Raw genomic sequence first — 23,614 nt, forward strand, 5'->3', positions numbered from 1 at the left:
GAAGGACAGGCATGCGAACCGGTGTCAGGGCCGCCTGGATCGTCGTCGGCGGGGCGCTCAGCGTCGCCCTCGTACTCGGGCTCGCCGTCACGACCTGGGGCCAGATCGAGCTGCCCCGCGCCTACGACTTCGTCTACCCCGGATCCTTCGGCTCCTCCCTCATCGAAAGCCGGGGGACCTCGGACGGCGAGAGCACGAAGGTCTACTCGCTGGCCGCCCCCTGGGTCATCGTGGACGCCACCGGCCCGGTCGGCGTCAGCGTCACCCCCGGTACGGCGGGCAGGCTCACGGTGCGGCAGAAGCTCACCTCGACCCAGGTCTCCCGCACGATGCGGGAGGTGTGGGAGAAGGGCAAGACGCTGCGGGTCGACCTCGACTGCCCCGGCTACGGCCCGCCGTGGGCGCCCTCCCCGCCCTGCCGGGCCGACTACACCCTCGCCGTCCCGCCGGGCGTCAAGGTCGTGGTCGTGACCCGTTCGGGGACCATACCGTGTCCGCTCACCTCGGAGCGGACGGTCTGCCGGTCCCCGGACGCGGAGGCGGAGGCGGGCTGAGCCCTCAGGCCGGCTCCCCGCCCAGCGCGCCCGCGTCGGGGATGGGGGTCGGGTCCGGCGGCGGGCCGAGCCTCGCGGTCTCCGTCCAGGCGGCCGCGTAGAGGATCACCCTGGCGGAGAGGTTGATCCAGATCAGCAGGCCGACCATCACCGCGAACACCCCGTAGATGGGGTTGTTGAGGGTCCGCGACAGGATCAGCGCGGCCAGCTGCTTCAGGATGCCGAAGCCGACCGCGCCCAGCAGCGCGCCCCGCACGACCACCCCGAACGGCTGCCGCGACCGGCCCATCCAGCGCAGGACGATCACGAAGAGAACGGTGTCGGCGAGCAGGCCGACCGCCACGCCGAGCAGCCACAGTGACCAGCTCCCCGCGATCGAGGCGGACAGGCCCAGCTTCTCCGCGACGAACCCGCCCGCCTGGGTGGCGACTCCGCCGACCAGCACGGAAGCGATCATCGTGACGCCGACCAGGACGAAGGCGGCCAGGTCCCTGAGCTTGGCCAGGAGGAAGTTGAGCGGGGGTTCGGCGGTCATCGACATCTCGCGGAGCGCGCCGCGCAGCGCGTCGATCGCGCCGAGCCCCGCGTAGAGCAGACCGAACAGGCCGATGACCCCGGCGCTGCCGCGGGAGTCGGCGATCTGCTTGATCGGCAGCTGGTCGGCCAGCCCGGGGAGGTACTGGTCGATGGCCTGCTGCAACGTCGCGATGGCGTCCGGCCGTACGGAGAGGAAGTAGCCGAAGACCGCGAAGGCCAGCGCGATGATCGGGAAGAACGACAGGAAGGCGAAGTAGGTCACCGCTCCGGCCAGCCGGTCACCCGACTGGAGCTGGTAACGCTGCACGGTTCTGATCAGATGGTCGAACCAGGGACGCCTGATCCGCTCCGAGGCGATCGTCGCCCTGCCCCGCTCACGGATCGCGACGATCCGCTCTCGCACGCTTGTCACGCGCGTCACCTACCCAAATACCGCCGGGCCGTACGTATGACTACGTGGAACGTACGGCCCGGGGCGGGAGGCGTCAGACGGTGGGCAGGAACCCCACCCGGTCGCGGACCTTGGCCATGGTCTCCGCGGCGACCGCGCGGGCCCGTGCGGCGCCGACGGCGAGCATCCGGTCGAGCTCGGCCTCGTCGGCGAGCAGCTTCTCGGTGCGCTCCCTGATCGGGGTGAAGGTGTCGACCACGGCCTCGGCGACGTCCTTCTTGAACGTGCCGTAGCCCTGCCCGGCGTAGCGGGCCTCAAGCTCGGGGATCGGCGTGCCGGTCAGGGCCGACTGGATGCGCAGCAGGTTGGTGACGCCGGGCTTGTTCTCGTCGTCGGCCAGGACCTCGGAACCGGTGTCGGTGACGGCGCGCATGACCTTCTTGCGCAGCGGCCCCGGCTGTTCGAGCAGGTCGAGGATGCCGCCGGGCGAGGAGGACGACTTGGACATCTTCGCCGTCGGGTCCTGCAGGTCGGTGATCTTCTCGACGTCCTTGACGATGTGCGGCTTGGGCAGCGTGAAGGTCTCGCCGAAGCGGTGGTTGAAGCGCTGGGCCAGGTCGCGGGTGAGTTCGAGGTGCTGCTTCTGGTCGGCTCCGACCGGGACCTGGTCGGCCTGGTAGAGCAGGATGTCGGCCGCCTGCAGGATGGGGTAGGTGAACAGGCCGACGCTGGCCGAGCCCTCGCCGTAGCGGGCGGACTTGTCCTTGAACTGGGTCATCCTGGCCGCCTCGCCCATGCCGGTGAGGCAGATCAGCACCCAGGCCAGCTCGGTGTGCTCACGGACGTGGCTCTGCACGAAGACCGTCGAGCGCTCGGGGTCGAGACCCGCGGCGAACAGCTGGGCGGCGGCGATCCTGCTGCGCCTGCGCAGGTCCTCGGGCTGGTAGTCCACCGTGATCGCGTGCAGGTCGACGACGCAGTAGAAGGCGTCGAACCCCTCCTGCATGGCGACGTACTGACGCACCGCGCCGAGGTAGTTGCCCAGGTGGAAGGAGTCTGCGGTGGGCTGGATTCCGGAGAGGACACGGGGACTGGCCATAGCTGGTAATTGTGTCAGCTGTCGGGAGTGTTCGGTGCGCCGGACGCGGGCGCTCGACGCTTTATCCGGATTCTTGACGCTCTGCGGCCGTCCATTCCGGTGACCGACAGCTCGAACCCGGGGATCTCGACTCGCTCTCCCGTCGAGGGCAGGTGTCCCAGGGCGGCCATGACGAACCCGGCGAGTGTCTCGTACGGCCCGTCGGGGAGCCTGATTCCGGTCTCCGCCTCGACCATGTCGAGGTTGGCCAGGCCGTCCAGCTCGACCTCCCCCGCGGGCAGCGCCACCCGCTTGTGCTGGACGTCGTGCTCGTCACGGATGTCGCCGACCAGTTCCTCGACCAGGTCCTCAAGCGTGACGATGCCCGCCGTCCCGCCGTACTCGTCGATCACGATCGCCAGGTGGTGCCCCTCCCCGCGCATCTCCGACAGCGTGGTCAGGACACGTTTGCTGGTGGGGACGAGCTTGACCGGGCGGATCGGCACCAGTTCGCTGATCGGCTCGATGGACCCGGTCAGCACCGGGTCGAGCAGGTCCCTGATGTGCACGAACCCCACGACGTCGTCGTAGGAGTCGCGGTAGACGGGGAAGCGGGAGTGCGGCATCGCCGCGGCCAGCACCGCGGCCTCGGCCAGCGGGGTGTCGACCGCCATGAACTCGACCTCGGTGCGCGGCAGCATCACCTCGCGGAGCTGGCGCTTGGCCGCGGCGAAGACCTCCGCGATCAGGTCGCGCTCGTCCTGGGTCAGCTCGTGGTGGCCGACGACCATGTCGCGCAGTTCCTCGGTCGTGATCTCCTCGCGGTCGGCCTCCGGGTCGCCGCCCAGCGTCCTGACCACGACGTCGGTCGAGGTGGACAGCGCCCAGATGACCGGGCGCGACAGCGCGGCGACCCGGTCGAGGAAGGGCGCGACCAGCAGCGAGATGCCCTCGGCCCGCTGTCTGGCGATCCGCTTGGGCACCAGTTCGCCGAGCACCAGCGAGAAGTAGGAGATCGCCAGCGTCACCAGCACCAGGGCCAGCGGGGCCGCGACCGCCGTGGGCACCCCCCAGCCGGCCACGACCGGCTGGAACTCCCTGGCGAGGGTGTCGGCGCCGAAGGCCGCCGAGAGCATGGTCGCCACGGTCACGCCGATCTGGACCGCGGACAGGAAGCGGTTCGGGTCGTGGGCGAGTCTGGCGGCCCTGGCGCCCCTGCGCCCCCGGGTCTCCAGCCTGCGCACCTGGCTCTCCCTGAGGGAGACCATCGCCATCTCCGCCGCCGCGAAGAAACCCCCGACCAGGATGAAGACCAGGACCAGGGCCGCGTTCGCCAGGACGTTGTTCACGAGATTGTCTCCGTCATGGCCGCCGCCCGTTCCGACTGTGGCCGATATTTGAGGTGCAAGCATATGCTGGCACCGTCCTCACAAAAATAAACACATACCCACATCATCAAACAGGAGGTCTTGTGAAGCTGCTGGTCACCGGTGGTGCCGGATATATCGGGAGCGTCGTGGCGGCGCAGCTCGTCGAGGCGGGCCACGAGGTCGTCGTGCTCGACGACCTCTCCACCGGTCACGCCGACGCGGTCCCCTCCGGCGCGCGGTTCGTCCAGGGGTCGATCACCGACGCCTCCGGCGTGCTGACCGGCGTGGACGGTGTCCTGCACTTCGCGGCCAGGTCCCTGGTCGGCGAGTCCGTCGACAAGCCCGGCCTGTACTGGGGGCACAACCTCGGCGGCACCCTCGCCCTGCTCGACGCCATGCGGGCCGCCGGAGTCGGCCGGATCGTCTTCTCCTCCACCGCCGCGACGTACGGCGAGCCGGAGCGCTCCCCCATCCTGGAGACCGACCCGACCCGGCCGACCAACCCCTACGGCGCCTCCAAGCTCGCGGTCGACACGGCCCTGACCGCCTTCGCCGGCCTGTACGGCCTGGCCGCGGTGAGCCTGCGCTACTTCAACGTGGGCGGCGCCTACACCGCGCCGGACGGGCGAACCTACCGCGAACGGCACACCGTGGAGACCCACCTGATCCCTAACGTCCTCGCCGTCGCGCTCGGCGGGCGCGAGACGGTCAGCCTGTTCGGCACGGACTACCCCACGCCCGACGGGACATGCGTGCGCGACTACGTCCACGTCGCCGACCTGGCCAGGGCGCACCTGCTGGCGCTGAACGCCTGCTCCCCCGGCGAGCACAGGATCTACAACCTGGGCAGCGGCACCGGCTTCTCCGTCCGCGAGGTGCTGTCGGTCTGCCGCGAGGTCACCGGCCACCCGATCCCCGCCGTCGAACTCGACCGCAGGCCAGGCGACCCGGCCGTACTCGTCGCCTCCTCCGAGAAGATCCAACGCGACCTCGGCTGGAAGCCCGAGCACCCGACCCTCAAGGAAATAGTCACCGACGCCTGGACCGCCCTACAGACCCCCTGACCACAACTCCTCCCCCGCACCGGGTGCGAGGGGTTTGATCTTGGCCCTACCGGTGCCGTGTGTGAGGGGTGTCGGCTTGGGCGCGTCGGTGCTTGGACTGAGGAGTGAGGGAGCGAAGCGGACGAACGACGAGGGAAAGCACCGACTCAGGGCGCCCAAGCCCGCGACGCCGCCAGGCGTCGCAAAGAGGCCCGGCTTGGGCGCGTCGGTGTCTGGACTGAGGAACGCAGGAGCGCAGCGACGGAGTGACGAGGGAAGACACCGACCCGAAGCGCCCAAGCCCGCGACGCCGAAGGCGGAGCAAAGAGACACGGCTTGGGCGCGTCGGTGCTTGGACTGAGGAGTGAGGGAGCGAAGCGGACGAACGACGAGGGAAAGCACCGACCCGAAGCGCCCAAGCCCGCGACGCCGCCAGGCGGAGCAAAGAGACACAGCCCGCGACGCCGCCAGGCGGAGCAAAGAGTCACAACCTGATGCGCGCCATGTTGTTCGCCGGGCGGCGGTCTCCCACGTGGGAGGAGTAGACCGTCGCCTTGGCCTTGGGGGCCGTTCTTCTGGCGCGGAAGGCGAGTCTGAGGTTGATCCGGCTGCCCGAGCCGACCGCGCCCAGCGCGCAGCCGACGTAGCCCGCGTACGCGTGGCAGCGCGCCCCCTCGGCCGACAGGAAGCGCGCCTTGACGGTGCGCAGGAAGACGGAGGCGTCCCTGACGGTTCTGGGACCCCGGTTGTGGACCACGGCGTCCATCGTCACCAGGCGGCCCTGCCGGGTCTTGCGCGCCAGCCGTACGGCCAGGTCGGCGCCCTCGTCGACCTGGGTGGTGAGCCGGGCCGAGTTGTTCGTCTCGTCGGCGTCGATCACCTCGGAGGTGAGGGCGGCGGTGGCGGTCAGCGGGCCGTGCGCGCCGGTCCTGACGATGCCGCTGATGGTCACCCCGCCGTCGGTCCCGGCCAGGACGTCCTGCTGGGAGGGGCAGATCACCTCGTTGGTCGTCCTGCCCGGCACGCATTCGGCGACGTTGACGCTGAGGACGTCCACGCCGTGCGGTAGCCGTACGACGAGGAGGGGAAGCACCGCGTCCTCCGGGCCCGCGTTGTGCACCTCCACCCGGTAGGACAGTGGTTGCCCTGGTTGCGCCACTCCCGGTAGGGCGTGGATCCGTACCGAAAGGTCCGCTCCACCGGGTCTTTCTCCCCTGTTCTCCGCCTGAGCCGCCCCCGGCATTACGAAAGCCGCGAAAAGGGCAAAACCTACAACTGCGGCGACAAAACGCCCCGCACCATACGCTGTGAACACCGATCCCCCGAACGTCAGTGGTCATTCAACGCGAGACACCCTCCCGGGGCATGCTGACACGCCGCCCGCCGACGCTCTGGAGACCTGAACCGGTTCACCCGGGGAGACGCGAGAGGGGGCCCCGGCGGACCGGGACCCCCTCTCGCGTGCGGAACGCGACCGCTCGGATCAGATGAGACCGAGCTCGCGTACGGCGGCGCGCTCCTCCTCAAGCTCGCGCACCGAGGCGTCGATGCGCTCGCGGGAGAAGGCGTCGATCTCCAGACCCTGGACGATCTCCCACCTGCCGTCACGGGAGATGACGGGGAAGGAGGAGATGAGGCCCTCGGGCACGCCGTAGGAGCCGTCGGAGGGGATGGCGGCGGAGGTCCACTCGGAGCCGTTGACCCAGTCGTAGACGTGGTCGATCGCGGCGTTGGCGGCGGAGGCCGCCGAGGAGGCGCCCCGGGCCTCGATGATCGCGGCGCCGCGCTTGGCGACGGTCGGGATGAAGGTGTCGCGCAGCCAGGCCTCGTCCACCTGCTCGGCGGCGATCTTGCCACCGACCTCGGCGTGGTAGAGGTCGGGGTACTGCGTGGCGGAGTGGTTGCCCCAGATGGTCATCTTCTTGATCTCGGTGACCGGGACCTGGAGCTTGGCGGCGAGCTGGGACAGCGCGCGGTTGTGGTCGAGGCGGGTCATCGCGGTGAAGCGCTCGGCCGGGACGTCGGGGGCGTGCTGCTGGGCGATGAGGGCGTTGGTGTTGGCCGGGTTGCCCACGACCAGGACACGGATGTCGTCGGCCGCGTTGTCGTTGATGGCCTTGCCCTGCGGGCCGAAGATGCCGCCGTTGGCCTGCAGCAGGTCGCCGCGCTCCATGCCCGCCGTACGGGGGCGGGCGCCGACCAGCAGGGCGACGCTGGCGCCGTCGAAGGCCTTGTTGGCGTCGTCGGTGACCTCGATGCCGCTCAGCAGCGGGAAGGCGCAGTCGTCGAGCTCCATCGCGGTGCCCTCGGCGGCCTTGACCGCCTGCGGGATCTCCAGCAGGCTCAGCTTGACCGGGACGTCGGCGCCCAGCAACTGGCCCGACGCGATGCGGAACAGCAGCGCGTAGCCGATCTGACCGGCGGCGCCGGTGACGGTGACCTTTACGGGAGTCTGGGCCATGACCTTCCCCCACTCGTAGGATGAATTGCGACGTTCGGATGTTACCCGTCGACGGTCGCCGACCTCGCGGCGAGTACCTTGATCCGGCCGGAGGGCAGCGCGATCAGGGCGATCAGCGCCACGACGGCCCCGCTGACGGCGAGCCAGGGGACGACGTTCGCGGTCGCCGCCGCGTGCGCCGCGCTCAGTCCGCGCAGGGGCGCCTCCTGCCTGACGACGGAGGCGTAGAGCGTTCCGGCCAGGGCCAGGGCGACCGAGCCGCCGATCTGCCGGAAGAAGGTCAGGTTGGCGCTCGCGGTGCCGATGAACCTGGGCGGAACCGCGAACTGCACCGCGACGGTCAGGCCGGACAACATCGGCCCCATGCCGAGGCCGAGCAGCGCCATCCATCCGGCGAGCAGGACACCCGAGGTCCCGGCGGTGATCCCGGAGCACAGCAGGGCCCCGGCCGCGATGAGGAACGCCCCGCAGATCAGCCACGGCCGGTAACGCATGCTCCTGGTGATGAGCAGGCCGGTGCCCGCGCTGCCCACGACCATCCCGAGCATGAGCGGGTAGATGCGCAGGCCTGACTCGGTCGCGCTCAGGCCGACGGACTCCTGGAAGTAGCGCGGCAGGAAGACCACCCCGGCGTACAGGCAGAACGCGGTGAAGAAGGAGGCGACGTTGGCCAGGGCGTAGGTGCGGACGCGGAACAGTTCGAGCGGGATGATCGGCGCCTGGGCCCGGCTCTCGACGAGGACGAACAGCGCCAGCAGCGCGACGGAGCCCAGGACGGGCCACAGCACGGGAGCGCTGGTCCAGGTGTGCCCGTCGATCCCCTTCTCGGTCAGGCCGATGAGCAGCACGCTGATCGCCACGCTGAAGACGGCGATGCCGAGGTAGTCGGGACGGGTGCCCCGTCCCTGCCCGGCGGTGTGCGGCAGCCTGGCGACGATGATCGCGATGAGGGCGACGCCGATGGGCAGGTTGACCAGGAAGGCCCAGCGCCAGCTCGCCTGGTCGGTGAACAGTCCGCCGAGGAAGGGCCCGGCGATGTAGCTCAACGCCATCACCCCGCCCAGGGCGCCCTGCACCCGGCCGCTCCTGCCGGGCGGGAACAGGTCGGCGACCAGCGCGAGGGACAGCGGCAGCAGCGCCCCGGCCCCCAGTCCCTGCAGGGCGCGGAAGGCGATGAGCTGACCCATGTCCTGCGCCGCGCCGCACAGCGCGGAACCGACCAGGAAGAGCGTGACCCCGGTCAGCAGCAGGGGCTTGCGGCCGTAGGTGTCCGACAGCCTGCCGTACAGGGGGACGGTGATCGTCGAGGTCAGCAGGTAGGCGGTCACGACCCAGGTGTACAGGCCTGCGCCGCCGAGTTCCTGGACGATCCGGGGTAGCGCCGTTCCCACGATCGTCTGGTCGAGCATGGCCAGGAACATGCCGCCGAGTACGGCGAGCAGCAACAGCCCGTTCTTCGCGGGCCGGGTCTCCACGGGAGGATTCAATACGTCGGTAGACACATGTTGATAGTGACGTGTCAGTCCTGACATGTCAATGCGTAGCTATGATGAGGGCATGTCTCTCCGGATCGCGCTCCTGGGCCTGTTGACCGCCGCGGGACCCTCAAGCGGCTACGACCTGACCAAGCTCTTCGAGAGTTCGATCAGCAACGCCTGGCAGGCCCGGCACAGCCAGATCTATCCCGAGCTGAACAAGATGGCCGCCGAGGGACTGGTCACGGTCGAGGAGGCCGGACCGCGCGGCAGGAAGAGCTACGCGATCACCAAGGAGGGCTCGGCGGAGCTGCGCGCGTGGATGCTGGACGAACAGCCCTCACGCATGCACCGCAGTGAGACGGCGCTGCGCGCCTTCCTGCTGCCCACGATCGAACCGCACGAGGCCGTCGCGCTGCTGCGCGGGCAGGCCGAGGTGCTCGCCGCCAAAATGGCCGAGCTTGAGGCCATCCGCGCCAAGGCCTCCGTCTGGCGCAAGCCCGGTTTCGGACGGTACGCCCTTGATCTGGGCATCCGGCAGACCCGTCTGCTGCACGACTGGGCCGAGGAGACCGCGGCCGAGATCGAGAAGTCGGCCGGACAGGGCTGACCTCAGCCGCACCCGGCCATCGCGGGAAGGGTGTCCTCCCTGGTGGAGAAGTCCACCTTGGAGAAGTGACGGTCGAGCAGCCTGCTGATGGTGCCGTCGCGGTAGAGGCTCACGATCGCGCCCTGGACCGCCTTGCAGGTGCGCTGGTCGCCCTTGCGCAGGGCCACCGCGTAGCGCTCGTCGGTGAGTTTGAGCCCGACCACCTTGTAGCGGATGCTCTCGCGGTCGGCGAAGCCCGCCAGCACCAGGTCGTCGCCGGGGATCGCGTCCACGTCCCCGGCCAGCAGCATGTTCATGCACTCGGTGTAGGTGCTCGCGGCGACCAGGTCCAGGCGCTTGACCACGTCCTGCAGGGCACCGACCGAGGCGCTCGCCCCCGGCTGGCAGAGCTTGCGGCCTTCGAGGTCCGCCACGGAGGAGATCGCCGAACCTCCCTTGACGAGCACGTCCACGTGCGCCACGTAGTACGGCCCGGCGAAGGTGACGGCGTCCGTCTTGTTGATCGAGTAGGTCGAGATGACCAGGTCGAGGTCCCCTGAGGCCAGCAGCTTCGGCCGTTCCTCGCGGGAGGTGCCCCTGAAGGTGATCCCGCTCGCCGGCACGTCGAGCTTCTTGGCGATCGCGGTCGCCAGATCAACCTCGAACCCCTGCCAGGTGCCTTCGTTGTTCAGCGCGACGCCGGGCAGGAAGTCACGCATGCCGATGGTCAGCCGGTGGGTGCTCGCCGCCTTGTCCACGACCGAGGAGAAGGTCTTCGGGCTCGGCGTGACCGGGGTCAGGGTCGACTGCTGGACGCGTCCGGCCAGCCCCGGCAGCCAGCCCGAGAAGTAGGCGACCGCGCCCGCTCCCGCGACCAGCAGGACGGCCACCGCCGCCGCGATCCAGCGTCCCCGCGAACGCCGCCGGGGCTCCGGGGAGGAGGCCTGGTTCGCGACCGTCGCCTGCCAGTTCGGCGGCTGCTCGGCGTACCCCCCGGACGAGCCGTAGGCGGGCTGCGCCGGCCCTGTCTGATGCTGGGCCGGCCGCTCGCCGTACACCGGGAACCGCTCGGCCTGGGACCACTCAGGCTGGGACCGCTCGGCCTGGGGACGTTCGGGCTGGGACCACTCAGGCTGGGACCGCTCGGCCTGGGGGCGCTCGACCTGGGACCACTCGGTCTGGGGGCGCTCAGTCTGGGGGCGCTCAGTCTGGGACCACTCGGCCTGAGGACGTTCGGGCTGGGAGCGCTCAGCCTGGGGGTGCTCGGCCGACGGGATCCGCGGGCGGGAGATCTGGGAGAGCGAGGACTGCGGGGGGCGCGGGATCTGCACGGTCGGCGGCGACTCGGAGACGGGCATCCTGATGGGGTTGGTGGCGTCCTCGGGGCCCGCGACCTGCGCCCCCTCGTTGAGCACCGCGGGCGAGGCGTTGACGGTCTCCGGGTGGCCGAGCAGGCGCAGCAGGATCTGGTCGGCGGAGGGGCGCTCGCCGGGCGCCTTGGACAGCGCCGCCGCGGCCACGCCGCGCAGCGGCTCGGGCAGGTCGCCGAGGTCGACCTCGTGGTTGAGGATGCGGTTGAGCACCACCGCGATCGAACCGCCCGCGAACGCCGTCTCGCCCGTCGCGGCGAAGGCGATGGTCGCCCCCCACGCGAAGACGTCCGTGTGCGGCCCGACGTCGCCCCCGGAGACCTGCTCCGGGGCCATGTAGGCGGGGGTGCCGATGGCCCTGCTGGTGATCGTGCCGGTCGAGTCGATGACGCGGGCGATGCCGAAGTCGACGACCCTGGGCCCGTCGGCGGCGATGAGCACGTTGTCCGGCTTGAAGTCGCGGTGCACGATCGCGGCCTGGTGGATGGCGGTCAGGGCGGTCGCGGTGCCGACGGCCAGGCGCTGCAGCGCGGTGCCGCGCAGCGGCCCCTCGGCCTCGACGACCTCCCGCAGCGACCTGCCCTCGATGTACTCGCTGGCGATGTAGGGGGTGTCGCCGTCCAGGTCGACGTCGATCACGCCCGCCGTGCAGAAGGAGGCGACCCGGCGGGCGGCTCGCGCCTCCCTGGCGAAGCGGGACCTGGCGATCGTGTCGCCGGAGAACTTCACGTGCAGCAGCTTGATCGCCGCCCGTTCCCCCTCGGGGGTCTCGCCCAGGTAGACGATCCCCTGGCCGCCCTCCCCGATCCGGCCGACAATGCGGAACTGCCCGAGCTGGTGCGGTTCCCCCGCCCCCAGCGGCGCGATCTGCGGCATCATCGTCCTCACGATCCGGTGACTCCCCGACCAGCCAAACTTTACGACCCCGCGCCCCCATCTCCGTCTTGTACGGTCTGTGGCGGGTCATCTGGACACGCCGACCTGCCCGATTACCGACAAACCACCCCAAGATGGCGCGGCACGCGCTTAGATCGCTACCGTTGACCGTTCCTTCAGTCAAAGCGGAGCCAATCCTTGATGCGCCGATACACGGGTTATCGCGACTTCATCCAGCGCGATCAGCGTCTCCTGGTCGGTACGGCCCTGCTCCTGACCGGTAGCCACGACCAGGCCTTGCGGCTCGTCCTGTGGTCCCTGCGCTCCGTCGGGCTGAGCTGGCCCCCGACCCTCTGGGAGAACCCCACCGTTCACGCCCAGATCACGATGTACCGCCGCTATCTGCGGCGGCCCGTCACGACGAGGGCCACGGCCCTGCTGCGGCTCCCGCCGGTCCGGCGGGTGATCGCCGTGGCGTGCCTGCACGACGGCAGGACCCCCGAGGAGGTGGCCACCGCCCTGGGCCTGTCCCGGGAGGCCGTGGAGACGGAGGTCTCCGAGGCGGTGACCACCCTGGCCAAGGGCGACGCCAAGCGGCTGACCACCAGGCTGGCCGCCACGGCGGCCGAGGCGTCGGTCCCCGACCTCGCCGTCAGGTCCGTGCGGGCGCTGCGCCGCCGCCGCGTCCGGGGGGTGCTCCTGACCACGGTCGCGGGCCTGATCCCGGTGGGTCTCATCGCCTTCACCCTGCAGCAGGGGCAGGTGTGGAACTCCGCGCTCGGTGAGAGCAACCAGATCGCCTCGGCCGGGGTGGGGTCGGCCGTGGGTCCCGGCCCGCAGGCCTGGCAGACCCCCCGTACGTCGTTCACGATCCGCTACGCCGTACCGGACAAGTGTCCCGACGACGGCGCCTCGACCGACGGCAGGCCCGCACCCTCCCGGGCGGGGAAGGTCACCTGTGCGGGCTGGACGCTGAAGCTGGCCGGGGGCGACGAGGGCCGTCCCGCGCTTGAGTCGGTCGAGTGCGAGCGTCCCGGCCACTGCGAGTCCACCGTGAAGGTGCCCGACGCGGCCCAGCATCTGGCGCACGGCGACGACTGGAGCTACTGGAGCCTGTCACCCGCGGTCAGCGGGGACGGGCGGCGTATCGCCTATCTCAGCGCCGCGGAGGGCCGTTACGTCGCCCACGACCTGAGCAGCGGCGAGAAGAAGTACCTGTCGCCGGTCCTGGCCCCCTCCGACACCGAGACGGGGACCGGGGTGAGCGTCTCGCGCGACGGCGGCTTCTTCGTCGTCGAACTGAACGGACGGCGGCTGCGGACCGACTTCGCCACCGGCGCCACGACGTCGCTGCCCGCGGGCCAGGCGACGGCCGCGGAGAAGGCGGCCGACTGGATGCGGCAGACCTACCGGGTCTGGCGTGACTCGCCGAGCGGGAGGTTCACCGCCGCCGTCAAACCGGGCGGGGACGACAGCGACCGCCTGCACGTCATCGATGCCAGGACCAGGAAGGTCTTCAAGGACCTGCCGATGCCCTCGCTGGGCGACCCCACCTCCGCCGAGGTCGTCGGCTGGGCGAACGTCCGCGAGGTCGTCGTCAAGCTGACCGACAGGCGGACCGGGGACCTGCTCGGCTTCTTCAGGGTCGACGCGATCACCGGACGGCTGCACCGGATCGCCGGGCTGCCGGACGGGGACTCGATCGTGCTCGGCGACCTGACCGAGCCGTGAGCGCGGCCTCGGGTTTCCCGGCACGGGGACCGCTTCCTGCGCGTTCGTGGCACGGAAGAAGGAGAGGGGCCGCCGTGACGGCGACCCCTCCGCGTGAGGAACGACCTCTCAGGCCATCTTCCTCTTGAGGTTCTCGTCCAGGGCCCCCAGGAAGTCCTGGGTGGTCAGCCACTTGGCGTCGCCGCCGACCAGGAGGGCGAGGTCCTTGGTCATCTGACCGCCCTCGACGGTCTCGACGCAGACCTGCTCCAGCTTCTCGGCGAAGTCGATCACCGCGGGGGTGTTGTCGAGCTTGCCGCGGTGGGCCAGGCCCCGGGTCCACGCGAAGATCGAGGCGATCGGGTTGGTGGAGGTGGGGTTGCCCTTCTGGTGCTGACGGTAGTGACGGGTCACGGTGCCGTGAGCCGCCTCGGCCTCGACGGTGCGGCCGTCGGGGGTCAGCAGGACGGAGGTCATCAGGCCCAGCGAGCCGAAGCCCTGGGCGACGGTGTCGGACTGGACGTCACCGTCGTAGTTCTTGCAGGCCCAGACGTAGCCGCCCTCCCACTTGAGCGCCGCGGCGACCATGTCGTCGATCAGACGGTGCTCGTAGGTGATGCCCGCGGCCTCGAACTCGGCCTTGAACTCGGTCTCGTAGACCTCGGCGAAGATGTCCTTGAAGCGGCCGTCGTAGGCCTTGAGGATCGTGTTCTTCGTGGAGAGGTAGACCGGGTAGTTGCGGGCCAGGCCGTACCGCATGGACGCCCGCGCGAAGTCGCGGATCGACTCGTCCAGGTTGTACATGGCCAGCGCGACACCGCCGCCGGGGAAGTCGTAGACGTCGAGCTCGATCGGCTCGGAGCCGTCCTTCGGGGTGAAGGTGAGGGTCAGCGTGCCCTCGCCGGGGACCTTCAGGTCGGTGGCGCGGTACTGGTCACCGAAGGCGTGACGGCCGACGACGATCGGCTTGGTCCAGCCGGGCACGAGCCTCGGCACGTTGGACATGATGATCGGCTCGCGGAAGATGACACCGCCGAGGATGTTACGGATCGTCCCGTTCGGGGACTTCCACATCTTCTTGAGGCCGAACTCCTCGACCCGGGCCTCGTCCGGAGTGATCGTGGCGCACTTGACGCCGACGCCGTACTGCTTGATCGCGTTGGCGGCGTCGATCGTCACCTGGTCGTCGGTCGCGTCACGGTGCTCGATCCCGAGGTCGTAGTACTTCAGGTCGACGTCCAGGTAGGGAAGGATCAGCTGGTCCTTGATGAACTGCCAGATGATCCGGGTCATCTCGTCGCCGTCAAGCTCGACGACGGGACCCTCTACCTTGATCTTGGGCATGCGTGTGGTTCCCCTTCTGAACTAACACTGGCCAGACAGTCCTTGAGGCTCACTGGCCGTTGAGGCTATCGGACGGGTTTGACCGCCCTGCGACGCCCCCTGTCATCTGCCATATCGCGGCATGAGCCACGGATACTGCAACAACAGCGATCCCACCATCAGCGCGATGCCGAAGATCGCCAAGGTGACGGCGTCGGTCGCCTTGCGGCGTACGGCGAGCCGCCCTCCCCCGCCCAGGCGCAGCAGCGCGCCCAGCGCCATGACGGCGCCGAGGGCGAAACCTCCCCACTCGGGGTCGGCCAGCACGGCGAAGACCACCGCGAGAACCGCGCCGGCCAGGACCACGGGGTACGGTCCCCACCGTTCCCTGGGGACACCGCCCGCGTTCACCGTTCGCCTCCGCGCCCGTTCTCCTGCGTTTCCCGTGTCCGGCTCATCGCTCGTCGATCGGCTTCCACTTCTGGTCACGCTCGCCGACGTACTCACTGTCCGGGCGAATCAGACGGTTGTCCGCGTGTTGTTCGATGACATGTGCGGTCCATCCTGACATGCGACTGACCGAGAAGACGGGAGTGAACAGGTCGGTCGGGATACCGAGATAGTGGTAAACGGTCGCCGCGTAGAAGTCCACGTTCGGGTAGAGGCCCTTCGTCTCGAAGACGACCTCCTCCATCTCCTTGGACATCCGGTAGTAGGTGTCGTCGCCGGAGGCCTCGGCGAGCTCCCGCGACATCCTGCGCAGGTGCGTCGCGCGCGGGTCCTCCGTCTTGTAGACCCGGTGCCCGAAGCCCATGATCTTCTCGTGGGCGGCGAGCCTGTCACGCACGGACTGGGCGACCGAGGCCGGGTCCAGCGCCTCAAGGGTGCGCATGACCTGCTCGTTCGCGCCTCCGTGCAGGGGGCCCTTCAGGGTGCCGATGGCCGCCACGATGGCCGAGTGCATGTCCGAGAGCGTCGCGGCGCAGACGCGGGCGGCGAAGGTCGAGGCGTTCATGGTGTGGTCGGCGTGCAGGACCAGGCAGGTGTCGAAGATCTCGACGGCGTGCGGGTCGGGGACCCGGCCGGTGATCTGGAGCAGGAAGTTGGCGGCGACGCTCAACTCGGGGTCGGGCTCGGGGATCTCGGCGCCGGTCCTGGCCGCGTGGTAGCGGGCCACCAGGATCGGCTGCTGGGCGGTGAGCCTGGCCGCCTTGCGAAGGTTGGCCTCCGGGCTGTTGGAATCCTTGTCCGGATCGTCGCCCGAGGCCAGCGAGACCAGCGTGCGCAGCGCCTCCATGGGAGCCTGCTTGTCCGCGATCTCCGGGATGTTCGCCTCGGCGAGCGCGCCGAGCGTGCGCCCCCTGACGAGTTCGGCGCCGTAGTCGGCGAGTTGCTCCCTGGTCGGGAGGCTGCCGTGCTGGAGCAGGTGCGCGGTCTCCTCGAAGGTCGTACGGCCCGCGAGATCGTGGATGTCGTAACCGCGGTAGAAGAGACGACCGGCCTGTCCGTCGATGTCGCTGAGCGCCGTGGACGCGGCTACGACATCTGCGAGACCTTTTGTGGGCTTGTCCGCCATGACTGTTTCCTCCGCTTTTCTTCCAGCGAAGTCTACCTGTGAGCAGGACAAACCTTCCCAAGAGGTCAAGGCCAATTTCACGTGGGATTCTCCTCACGGCAAAGGCGATTCCCCTTCCCCTCGTTTGGGTAAGCCGCAGCTGTAGGAATAGTTACGGCGGGCTACCTGGGGAGGAACTGCCGTGGAGGGGCCGTTCATACGCATCGAGGACACAGGCGAGGTTGTCCCGTTGCGCCCCGAGATCACGACGATCGGGCGTGGCCGGGGAGTAGACATCCGGCTCAACGATCCAAGTGTTTCCCGGCTGCACGCGGAATTCGTCCGGCGCGGCCCCTACCTGTATGTCGTTGATCTGGGCCTGTCCCGCAACGGCACACGGGTTAACGGCAGGCCGATCGCGAGAAGGGTGCTCGACGACGGCGACGTCGTCTCCTTCGGCGCCGCGAGGGGCAGGATAGGCGGGGTCCCGCGCGAGGACTTCGCCCCAGAGGTCGAACTGCGCCGCGCAGCGGCGCCCGAGCTGACTCGCCGGGAGGTGGACGTGCTGACATCACTGTGCCGTCCAGCCCTCTCCGACGAGGCGTTCGTCGCTCCCGCGACCGCGCGGGAGATCGCCGACGACCTGGTGGTGACCGAGGCCGCGGTCAAACAGCATCTGCTGCGGCTGTACCAGAAGTTCCGGATACCCGAGGGCACCAACCGCCGAACGCGGCTGGCCAACGAAGTGGTCGCCCTCGGTCTGGTCAGGCCGACTCCGGTGGTGCCGCCGCAACGCGCGGCGGGTCCTCCGGAGCCGCAACCCGCGACCACGACGGCCAACCGCCGGGCCTCCTAGCCCGCGACCGGTGTCCCGCCCCCGGGTCTGGGGCAGGGTGTTCCGTCGGCACGAGCGTACGGTGTGCCTCCCTCCGGCACACCGTGCTCCGTCATGTCCGCAGCCTTCTTCGGGGCGGCGTGACCGCGTCCCGCGTGACCTTCGGACCGGGCCCGCGCGGCCCTTCACGGCCGGGACGGCACGGCCCGCCAGAAACCGGCAAAAAGTGACAGACCACGGCGAGTGTCGGCCGCTCAGTGACGATCTCCTGACCGGCCCCCGCGTTCGCCCGCGAACCGGCCCAACGCGCTGACCAGCGGATTCGCGCTCATCTCATGGCCCTTTCCGGCCGCGGAGCCCGGTACTGACGACCGGATCGTTCCCTTGATGACAGGTTCAGTGACATGAGCGCTGTCATAAGTGTCTTTTTCCGCCTATGCCCCAAGAAGCACCATTCAAGTGCGGAAACGACCGCTTGACGTGAAGGAGCGAGGAGAGGCATGGGCAAGTACGATCACCTGTTCGTCCATCACATGCGGGACTGCGCCGACGACCTGGTGAACGAGGGCGCCGCCGCGGGCGGCGAGCGTCCGGCCAACATCGGCGACCCCTTCGGACTGATGCGCTCCATCGATGTGGACCTCAGCACGGTCCACATGGCCTACAGCTGGATCAACCCGACGACGGAGCAGGTGCACTGGGTCAACGACCACGAGCACACCTACGACGAGGTCCTCATCTGGATGGGCAACGACCCCGACAACATCCACGACCTCGGCGCGGAGCTGTACCTCGACATCGAGGGCGAGCGGCACACGGTCAACACGACCGGCTCGGTGTTCATCCCCGCGGGCACCCGGCACTGCCCGCTCGGGTTCAACTACGTGAACCGCCCGTTCACGTTCATCGCGCTGTCGCTGAACCCGTCCTACGCCTCGGACGAGAACGTGCCGCGCCACACCTGATCGGTTGGGGGGCGGCGTGGGCCGGGTGGAGAGTCTCCACCCGGCCCACGCCCGTTCGTGGGACGTCACCCGGAGCGGGCCGGGGACGAGAACGGGCCGGGCGGAGAGACTCCGCCCGGCCCGCTTCCGTTCACATCTAGGCCTCCGGGACGGGACCCCTCCCCGCACCGGTCTCCCGCAGCGCCGCCACCAGCTCGGCCAGGTCCTCCCGGGTGAGGCTGAGCGATCCGGCGGGCAGCCAGCCGTCCACCTGTCCCGGGTTACGGGCGCCGACGATCGCCGCCGTCACCCCCGGCACCGTCGTCGTCCAGGCCGCCGCCACCGCGCCGACCGGCACCCCGTGGCGCTCCGCGATCGGCCGCAGAGCCTCCTGGAGCGCCAGGTTGCGCGACAGGGCCGGCTCCCTGTACTCGTCGTTGCGCGAGCGCCAGTCGTCGGACGGCAGCGCGGCGGCCCGCTCGGCGGTGAACGTGCCGGTCAGCAGACCGGCCGCCATCGGGCTGTAGACGATCACTCCGGTGTCGTGCTCGGCGCACCACGGGATCACGTCGGCCGCCGAGTCACGGTGGATCAGCGAGAGCGGCGGCTGGAGGGTCTCGACGGGACCGACCGCCTCGCACCGTTCCAGCAGCTCGACGTCGAAGTTGGACACCCCGGCGTGCCGGACCTTGCCCTCCTTCACCAGTTCGAGCACGGTGCCCCAGGACTCCTCGATGGGCGGGCCCTGCGGGTCGGGGGCGTGGATCTGGTACAGGTCGACGTGGTCGACGCCCAGGCGGCGCAGCGAGTCCTCGCACTCACGCCGGATCGACTCCGGGGTGAGGTTCTGGCTCTCCACGCCGTTCTCGTCCCAGACCAGGCCGCACTTGGTGAACAGCAGCGGCCGGTCGGCGGCGGGCAGCGCGGCCACGGCGCGGCCGACGACCGTCTCCGAGTGGCCGAAGCCGTACACCGCCGCCGTGTCCACCCAGTTCACCCCGCCCGCCACGGCGCGGTGGATGGCGGCGATCGAGTCCTCGTCGGACTGGGAGCCCCAGCCCATCAGCCCCGGGCCGCCGGTGACCCAGCTGCCGAAGCCGACCGAGCTGATCTCCAGCCCGGTACGGCCGAGCCGGCGGAATTCGTTGATGGACATCAGTGCTCCGTGTGGTAGGGACGCGTCGCCTCCGGGCTGACGACCGGCAGCACGACACGGGAGAGGTTGAGGCCCGCGTGATGGATGTTCTGCAACGCGCTGATCATCTCGGTGGACCTGCCGGGCAGCTCACCGGTGTTGGGGTTGCGGTCGAAGTGCGGGAAGTTGCTGCTGGAGATCTCCACCCGGATGCGGTGCCCCGGCTGGAACACGTTGCTGGTCGCGCCGAGGTCGAGGTGGTACTCCACGATCTCTCCCGGGACGACCGGGTTCAGCCCGGCCTTCGGGTCGCGGTGGCTGGCGCGCAGGATGCCGTCGGTGATGTTGCGGGCGTAGCCGCAGGGGCCGACGTCGACCAGCTTGGCGGTCCAGTCGGTGTCCAGCGCGGAGGTGCTGGCGTGCAGTACCACCGAGACCGGGCCGGTGACGTCCAGCGGCTCGCCGAGCGGCTCGCTGGTGTAGACGAGCACGTCCTCGCGCTCCTCGATCGGACGCTGGTCGTAGACGCCACCCTTGGTGTGCACCGGGCTGCAGCACAACGAGCCGCCCAGCGTGGGGACCGGGTTGCGCGGGTTGTAGACGTAGCTGTCCGGCGGCTGCTCCGCACCGGGGCTGTCCCTGGACAGGCGTCCGTCGCCGTGCAGCGTGTTGGCCCGGCCGCCGCTGTGCAGGTACCAGTCCTGGTAGTCGGTGCCCGGCAGCGGCCAGGAGTCGGCGACCCGCCACTGACCGGCCCCCATGGCGTACAGCAGAACCGGCGGGTCCTCCCCCGCCGAGTCGCCGCCGTCGCGCAGCCACCGGTCGAACCAGCGAAGCTGCAGGCCGTCCACGTCGAGGGCGCCTCCGGTCGAGCGTCCGCCGAAGTTCCACGAGCCGACCGGGTTGCCGCTGAACAGGCCCTCGTGCGGCCACGGCCCGACGAGCAGCCGCTGCCGGTCGCGTACCGCCTCGCCGCCCTCGGCGCGCATGCCCGCGAAGTTCGCCAGGGTGCCGCCGAGGAAGGTGTCGTACCAGCCGCCCATGTTGAACGCGGCCACGTTGATCTGGGGGTAGGCGCGGGAGACGTCGAGCCGCTCCCAGAACTCGTCGTAGGTGGGGTGCTTGAGCCACTCCCGGTAGTACGGCGCGACACCGTCGAGGTAGGGGTGCCTGTCCAGGGGCAGCGTCAGCACCGTGTCCTGCAGGTCGTCCAGGGCGTCGGTCAGCGCCCCGCGCACCTCGCCGGAGACCGAGGGGTCACGGGCGGCGTTGTGCGCGGCGAGCGAGAGCGTCCAGCCCAGGCTGAAGCTGAGCTGGAACGCGCCACCCCGGTAGACCCAGCCGTGGTGGTAGCTGGAGGCCGTGACGTTCGGGGCGATCGCCTTCAGCGCCGGGTGCCCGGACATGGCGGCCTGCCACTGGGTCACCCCGTCGTAGGAGCCGCCGAACATGCCCACGTTGCCGTCGCACCAGGACTGGGAGGCGACCCAGTCGATCGAGTCGTAGCCGTCCTCGCGTTCGTGGACGAACGGTGTGAACCGGCCCCCCGAGGCGCCCCGGCCCCGGGTGTCCTGCATCACGACGGCGAAGCCGCTGGAGGCCGCCCGCAGGGCGAGCGTGCCGTACATGCCCAGGCCCGTGCGGTCGTACGGCGTGCGGAAGATCAGGGCGGGGCAGCGCTGCCCGACCGGACGGTAGATGTCGGCGCGCAGGACGGTGCCGTCCCGCATCGGGATGGCGACCATCCGGTCGACCGAGAGCGACTCAATCATTCTTCTTACCCAGCCAGTGGTCGAGAACGTTGCGGGTGATCCTGGAGATCCCGTTGTCGTAGCCGTGGGCCGAAAGCCCACCGCTGTAGGAGATCGAGCCCGTGGCGAACACGGAGCCGCCGCCACGGGTGTGGAAGTAGACGATGTCGGAGCGGACCTCGGGATCCTCCGATCCGCCGTGGCCCGGGTGCGTGCCGCTCAGCTCCTCCACGGCGAACTGGTAGCCGTCGAGCAGTCCCTCTGAGGTGGCCAGCACGACCGCCTCGGGCGGGCTGCCCAGCGAGAGGTCGTAGCGGTCGATCTCGCCGCCGGCCGAGCCTCCGCCGTCCAGCCCGGAGTCGCCGAACACCTCGGGCACGCCGTCCAGCAGGTGCTTCAGGTCCTCCGGCACGGCGTCGGGGCCGATCCGGTAGCGGCCGGAGGGGCCGCTGCCCTGGGCGCTGAAGCCGACGCCGAACACCTTCTGCGGCGGGCGGCTGCGGTTCATCCACAGGCCGCCGCGCTCACCGGTGGTGGCGTGGTGGTGCTCGCCGGTCTGGGCCTGCCAGCTCCTGGTGCCGTTCTCACCGCGGCGCAGCTCCATCACGTGCGGCAGCTCGGGGTGGAAGGAGACCACCCAGTAGTAGCCGTTGCCGCCCAGGTAGGCGAAGTTGCCGCCGCCGTCGACGTACGTCTCGATGGCGTCGATCATCTGCTCGGTGGCGTACTCCGGGTGGCTGCCGCTGATCACCCCGGCGTAGGGGCGCAGCAGGTCCACGCCCTCGGCGTGCAGGTCGTGGTCGGTGATGACGTCGAAGGAGTAGCCGAGCTCGGTGAGCCAGTCCAGGAAGTACAGGTCGGAGGCCAGCATGAACGGCGACAGGTGGACGCGGAAGCCCGGCGCCAGGGTGAGGATCGGGCGGCTCCACGAGATGTAGCTCACGCCGCTGCCGTCGGTGTACCTCGCGTAGGCCGAGTGCCCCAGGTCGTAGCGGTGTTCGAGGAACACCGTGCCGTCGGGGACGACCGGCACGTGGCCGAGGCCGCGCTCGTTGGAGTAGGCCAGGTAGGTCGCGGTCGGCAGGAGCAGGGCGAGCCTGCCGGTGGCGGTTCCCGGGCGGGGACGCACCACGAACGGGATGCCCCGCTCGCAGGAGCCGTCGGCCGCCGTGACCTGCAGGGCGTAGACGCCGCTCGGCAGGTCGTCGGGAACGGTGAACTCGTGGCTCGGCTCCCATCCGGCGTCGGCCAGGGAGTCCTCGTGGAAGTGGATCGCGGCGTATCCGCGCGGGTCGGCGGCGTAGTGCTCGATCCGGCCGGTGAAGTGACGCCCGGTCACCCCGCGCACCGGCAGGTTCACCAGCCTGCCGTCCAGGCCGGGACGGCCGACGCACGGCACGACCAGCGACGCCGCGGTCTCCCCCGGCTCGAAGGACCAGCGCAGCGGGGCGTCGTGGTCGTCGGAGACCGCGACCACCAGCGCGGCCCTGGCCAGCGGGTACGGCCACACGCCGGGCCGTTCGATCTTGCCGTTGTAGTGGTCGTCCTCGGGGGTGCGGGCCGCGAACAGCAGGTCACCGTGCTCGGCCGGGGCGAAACCGCCCTCGACGTCCTGCTCGGTCACCTGGGGCCGGTCGTCGACCACGATCGGGCTCACCCGGCTGTTCACCCCGGTCACCAGCGGCCGGGCGACCAGTGTGGCGCGCCCGGTCTCCGGGTCGTAGGAGGCGGCGACGCCGTACCAGCGGTGCAGGGGGAGGGGGGTCTCGGCGTGGACCGCGCTCTCGCCGGAGCCGTCGCCGAGCCAGAGGGTCAGCCGCCCGGTCTCGTCCAGGCCGAGCGCGTAACCACGCGGGCCCTCCTCCCAGCGGGACACCACGACCTGCGGCCTGCCTGTCACGCAGGTCGGGTAGATGTAGGCGGCGACGGTGAAGCCGTCCGCGCCCGTGGTCGCGCCGTGCGGGTCGCGGACGGCGATGTGCGAGCCGAGCCGTACCCGCTGTTCCCGGCCGGTGTGGCGGCCCTGCCAGACGTCGGGCACCTGCTCGATCCGGACACCGGGGCTTTCCGGGTTGTCGTCGGTGTGCCGCACCCGGACCAGTTCGGTGGTGTACTCGGCGACCTGTTCGGCGCTGACCATGAACGTGATCCGGTCGCCGGGGGCCGCGCTCACCCGGTCGGCGTAACCGAGCAGGACCGGTCCCTCGTGCCGTAGCTCCGGCCCGTCGATCGCGTCCTGTGAGGGCTCTCCCCAGCCGAAGACGTCGAACAGCTCGCGCCGCAGGCCCGCCTCACGTGCCTCGTTGAGGCTGGTGAACTCCCGCCGGTCGGCGAGCCGGTAGGTCTCGCCGCGCCGCGCCGGAGGGCGGACCAGCCGCCAGACCTCGCGCCTGGTCTGTTCGTAGACGGACAGGCGCTCGGTCGCGGCCCGCTGGCCGAGGAAGTTCGCCAGCAGACTCAGCGGCTCCCGGTGAACCGCCTCAGGATCGTGGATCCACGCGGTCACCAGGTCCTCGGTGATCAACGAACGTAGCTGCTCGACGCGGCGTTCGGCGAACCGCGCCCTAATGCCCACAACTGAGGATTCCATGACTTAACGCTAGGCAGCAGGTCGCGG

19 protein-coding genes are annotated in these 23,614 nt (G+C 70.1%); 6 read left to right on the forward strand and 13 right to left on the reverse strand.

Features of this window, described 5'->3' with window-relative positions; translation table 11 throughout:
• Positions 1–11: 11 nt before the first annotated feature.
• On the forward strand, positions 12–554 hold the full coding sequence (locus ABT340_RS08630) for a hypothetical protein (protein WP_352010054.1): 543 nt from the start codon (positions 12–14) through the stop codon (positions 552–554).
• Between the two features lie 4 nt (positions 555–558).
• Here ABT340_RS08630 and ABT340_RS08635 read toward each other — a convergent pair whose 3' ends face one another.
• The 3 genes from ABT340_RS08635 to ABT340_RS08645 all read right to left on the reverse strand — a co-directional run bounded on the left by ABT340_RS08635 (position 559) and on the right by ABT340_RS08645 (position 3,909).
• Positions 559–1,503 (reverse strand): YihY/virulence factor BrkB family protein, encoded by a 945-nt coding sequence (locus tag ABT340_RS08635; protein WP_352010055.1) that lies wholly within the window; start codon positions 1,501–1,503, stop codon positions 559–561.
• Between the two features lie 73 nt (positions 1,504–1,576).
• The gene (trpS, locus tag ABT340_RS08640; RefSeq protein ID WP_352010056.1) at positions 1,577–2,581 is read right to left on the reverse strand and encodes a tryptophan--tRNA ligase; all 1,005 of its coding nucleotides are present in this window, start codon (positions 2,579–2,581) and stop codon (positions 1,577–1,579) included.
• Between the two features lie 14 nt (positions 2,582–2,595).
• Positions 2,596–3,909, reverse strand: a complete 1,314-nt coding sequence (locus tag ABT340_RS08645; protein ID WP_352010057.1) for a hemolysin family protein — start codon at positions 3,907–3,909, stop codon at positions 2,596–2,598.
• 122 nt (positions 3,910–4,031) lie between these two features.
• Here ABT340_RS08645 and galE point away from each other — a divergent pair, with 122 nt between their 5' ends.
• Positions 4,032–4,994, forward strand: a complete 963-nt coding sequence (galE, locus tag ABT340_RS08650) for a UDP-glucose 4-epimerase GalE (RefSeq protein WP_352010058.1) — start codon at positions 4,032–4,034, stop codon at positions 4,992–4,994.
• 463 nt (positions 4,995–5,457) lie between these two features.
• Here the strand turns inward: galE and ABT340_RS08655 are convergent, their stop codons facing one another.
• The 3 genes from ABT340_RS08655 to ABT340_RS08665 all read right to left on the reverse strand — a co-directional run bounded on the left by ABT340_RS08655 (position 5,458) and on the right by ABT340_RS08665 (position 8,936).
• A complete protein-coding gene (locus tag ABT340_RS08655; protein ID WP_352010059.1) occupies positions 5,458–6,216 on the reverse strand; it encodes a hypothetical protein in 759 nt (252 codons plus the stop codon).
• 240 nt (positions 6,217–6,456) lie between these two features.
• Positions 6,457–7,434, reverse strand: a complete 978-nt coding sequence (locus tag ABT340_RS08660) for a malate dehydrogenase (protein ID WP_352010060.1) — start codon at positions 7,432–7,434, stop codon at positions 6,457–6,459.
• A gap of 41 nt (positions 7,435–7,475) precedes the next feature.
• Positions 7,476–8,936, reverse strand: a complete 1,461-nt coding sequence (locus ABT340_RS08665) for an MDR family MFS transporter (RefSeq protein WP_352010061.1) — start codon at positions 8,934–8,936, stop codon at positions 7,476–7,478.
• A gap of 55 nt (positions 8,937–8,991) precedes the next feature.
• On the opposite strand from ABT340_RS08665, the gene ABT340_RS08670 reads away from it, so the two are divergent.
• The gene (locus tag ABT340_RS08670) at positions 8,992–9,519 is read left to right on the forward strand and encodes a PadR family transcriptional regulator (RefSeq protein WP_352010062.1); all 528 of its coding nucleotides are present in this window, start codon (positions 8,992–8,994) and stop codon (positions 9,517–9,519) included.
• Between the two features lie 2 nt (positions 9,520–9,521).
• Here the strand turns inward: ABT340_RS08670 and ABT340_RS08675 are convergent, their stop codons facing one another.
• On the reverse strand, positions 9,522–11,747 hold the full coding sequence (locus ABT340_RS08675) for a protein kinase domain-containing protein (RefSeq protein ID WP_352010063.1): 2,226 nt from the start codon (positions 11,745–11,747) through the stop codon (positions 9,522–9,524).
• Between the two features lie 198 nt (positions 11,748–11,945).
• Here ABT340_RS08675 and ABT340_RS08680 point away from each other — a divergent pair, with 198 nt between their 5' ends.
• The gene (locus tag ABT340_RS08680; RefSeq protein WP_352010064.1) at positions 11,946–13,475 is read left to right on the forward strand and encodes an RNA polymerase sigma factor; all 1,530 of its coding nucleotides are present in this window, start codon (positions 11,946–11,948) and stop codon (positions 13,473–13,475) included.
• Positions 13,476–13,583: 108 nt separating this feature from the next.
• Here ABT340_RS08680 and ABT340_RS08685 read toward each other — a convergent pair whose 3' ends face one another.
• The 3 genes from ABT340_RS08685 to ABT340_RS08695 all read right to left on the reverse strand — a co-directional run bounded on the left by ABT340_RS08685 (position 13,584) and on the right by ABT340_RS08695 (position 16,353).
• Entirely contained in the window at positions 13,584–14,798 is a 1,215-nt protein-coding gene (locus tag ABT340_RS08685) for an NADP-dependent isocitrate dehydrogenase (protein WP_352010065.1), read from the reverse strand.
• A 102-nt stretch (positions 14,799–14,900) separates the two neighbouring features.
• Positions 14,901–15,188, reverse strand: coding sequence for a DUF3017 domain-containing protein (locus ABT340_RS08690; protein ID WP_352010066.1), 288 nt, complete (start codon positions 15,186–15,188; stop codon positions 14,901–14,903).
• A gap of 43 nt (positions 15,189–15,231) precedes the next feature.
• Positions 15,232–16,353 (reverse strand): citrate/2-methylcitrate synthase, encoded by a 1,122-nt coding sequence (locus ABT340_RS08695; protein WP_352010067.1) that lies wholly within the window; start codon positions 16,351–16,353, stop codon positions 15,232–15,234.
• A gap of 181 nt (positions 16,354–16,534) precedes the next feature.
• Between ABT340_RS08695 and ABT340_RS08700 the strand changes: the two genes are divergently transcribed.
• The gene (locus ABT340_RS08700; RefSeq protein WP_352010068.1) at positions 16,535–17,188 is read left to right on the forward strand and encodes an FHA domain-containing protein; all 654 of its coding nucleotides are present in this window, start codon (positions 16,535–16,537) and stop codon (positions 17,186–17,188) included.
• A 479-nt stretch (positions 17,189–17,667) separates the two neighbouring features.
• A complete protein-coding gene (locus ABT340_RS08705) occupies positions 17,668–18,132 on the forward strand; it encodes a hypothetical protein (RefSeq protein WP_352010069.1) in 465 nt (154 codons plus the stop codon).
• Positions 18,133–18,268: 136 nt separating this feature from the next.
• On the opposite strand, the gene ABT340_RS08710 is transcribed toward ABT340_RS08705, so the two are convergent.
• The 3 genes from ABT340_RS08710 to ABT340_RS08720 are packed head-to-tail and all read right to left on the reverse strand — an operon-like array spanning position 18,269 to position 23,587.
• Positions 18,269–19,267: an aldo/keto reductase gene (locus ABT340_RS08710; RefSeq protein WP_352010070.1), complete on the reverse strand. Its 999-nt coding sequence runs from the start codon at positions 19,265–19,267 to the stop codon at positions 18,269–18,271.
• Positions 19,267–21,018 (reverse strand): CocE/NonD family hydrolase, encoded by a 1,752-nt coding sequence (locus ABT340_RS08715; RefSeq protein WP_352010071.1) that lies wholly within the window; start codon positions 21,016–21,018, stop codon positions 19,267–19,269. Before ABT340_RS08715 ends, ABT340_RS08710 begins: the two co-directional genes overlap by 1 nt.
• Positions 21,011–23,587: a N,N-dimethylformamidase beta subunit family domain-containing protein gene (locus ABT340_RS08720; protein ID WP_352010072.1), complete on the reverse strand. Its 2,577-nt coding sequence runs from the start codon at positions 23,585–23,587 to the stop codon at positions 21,011–21,013. Before ABT340_RS08720 ends, ABT340_RS08715 begins: the two co-directional genes overlap by 8 nt.
• Between the last annotated feature and the right edge of the window lie 27 nt (positions 23,588–23,614).

Source organism: Streptosporangium sp. NPDC000239 (assembly GCF_040300765.1).
Lineage (GTDB): Bacteria > Actinomycetota > Actinomycetes > Streptosporangiales > Streptosporangiaceae > Streptosporangium.

Coding starts and splice junctions, on each gene's coding strand:
- ABT340_RS08630 (WP_352010054.1), top strand. CDS start 12: ATGCGAACCGGTGTCAGGGCCGCCTGGATCGTCGTCGGCGGGGCGCTC.
- trpS (WP_352010056.1), bottom strand. CDS start 2,581: ATGGCCAGTCCCCGTGTCCTCTCCGGAATCCAGCCCACCGCAGACTCC.
- ABT340_RS08655 (WP_352010059.1), bottom strand. CDS start 6,216: ATGCCGGGGGCGGCTCAGGCGGAGAACAGGGGAGAAAGACCCGGTGGA.
- ABT340_RS08660 (WP_352010060.1), bottom strand. CDS start 7,434: ATGGCCCAGACTCCCGTAAAGGTCACCGTCACCGGCGCCGCCGGTCAG.
- ABT340_RS08670 (WP_352010062.1), top strand. CDS start 8,992: ATGTCTCTCCGGATCGCGCTCCTGGGCCTGTTGACCGCCGCGGGACCC.
- ABT340_RS08675 (WP_352010063.1), bottom strand. CDS start 11,747: ATGATGCCGCAGATCGCGCCGCTGGGGGCGGGGGAACCGCACCAGCTC.
- ABT340_RS08680 (WP_352010064.1), top strand. CDS start 11,946: ATGCGCCGATACACGGGTTATCGCGACTTCATCCAGCGCGATCAGCGT.
- ABT340_RS08685 (WP_352010065.1), bottom strand. CDS start 14,798: ATGCCCAAGATCAAGGTAGAGGGTCCCGTCGTCGAGCTTGACGGCGAC.
- ABT340_RS08695 (WP_352010067.1), bottom strand. CDS start 16,353: ATGGCGGACAAGCCCACAAAAGGTCTCGCAGATGTCGTAGCCGCGTCC.
- ABT340_RS08705 (WP_352010069.1), top strand. CDS start 17,668: ATGGGCAAGTACGATCACCTGTTCGTCCATCACATGCGGGACTGCGCC.
- ABT340_RS08710 (WP_352010070.1), bottom strand. CDS start 19,267: ATGTCCATCAACGAATTCCGCCGGCTCGGCCGTACCGGGCTGGAGATC.
- ABT340_RS08715 (WP_352010071.1), bottom strand. CDS start 21,018: ATGATTGAGTCGCTCTCGGTCGACCGGATGGTCGCCATCCCGATGCGG.
- ABT340_RS08720 (WP_352010072.1), bottom strand. CDS start 23,587: ATGGAATCCTCAGTTGTGGGCATTAGGGCGCGGTTCGCCGAACGCCGC.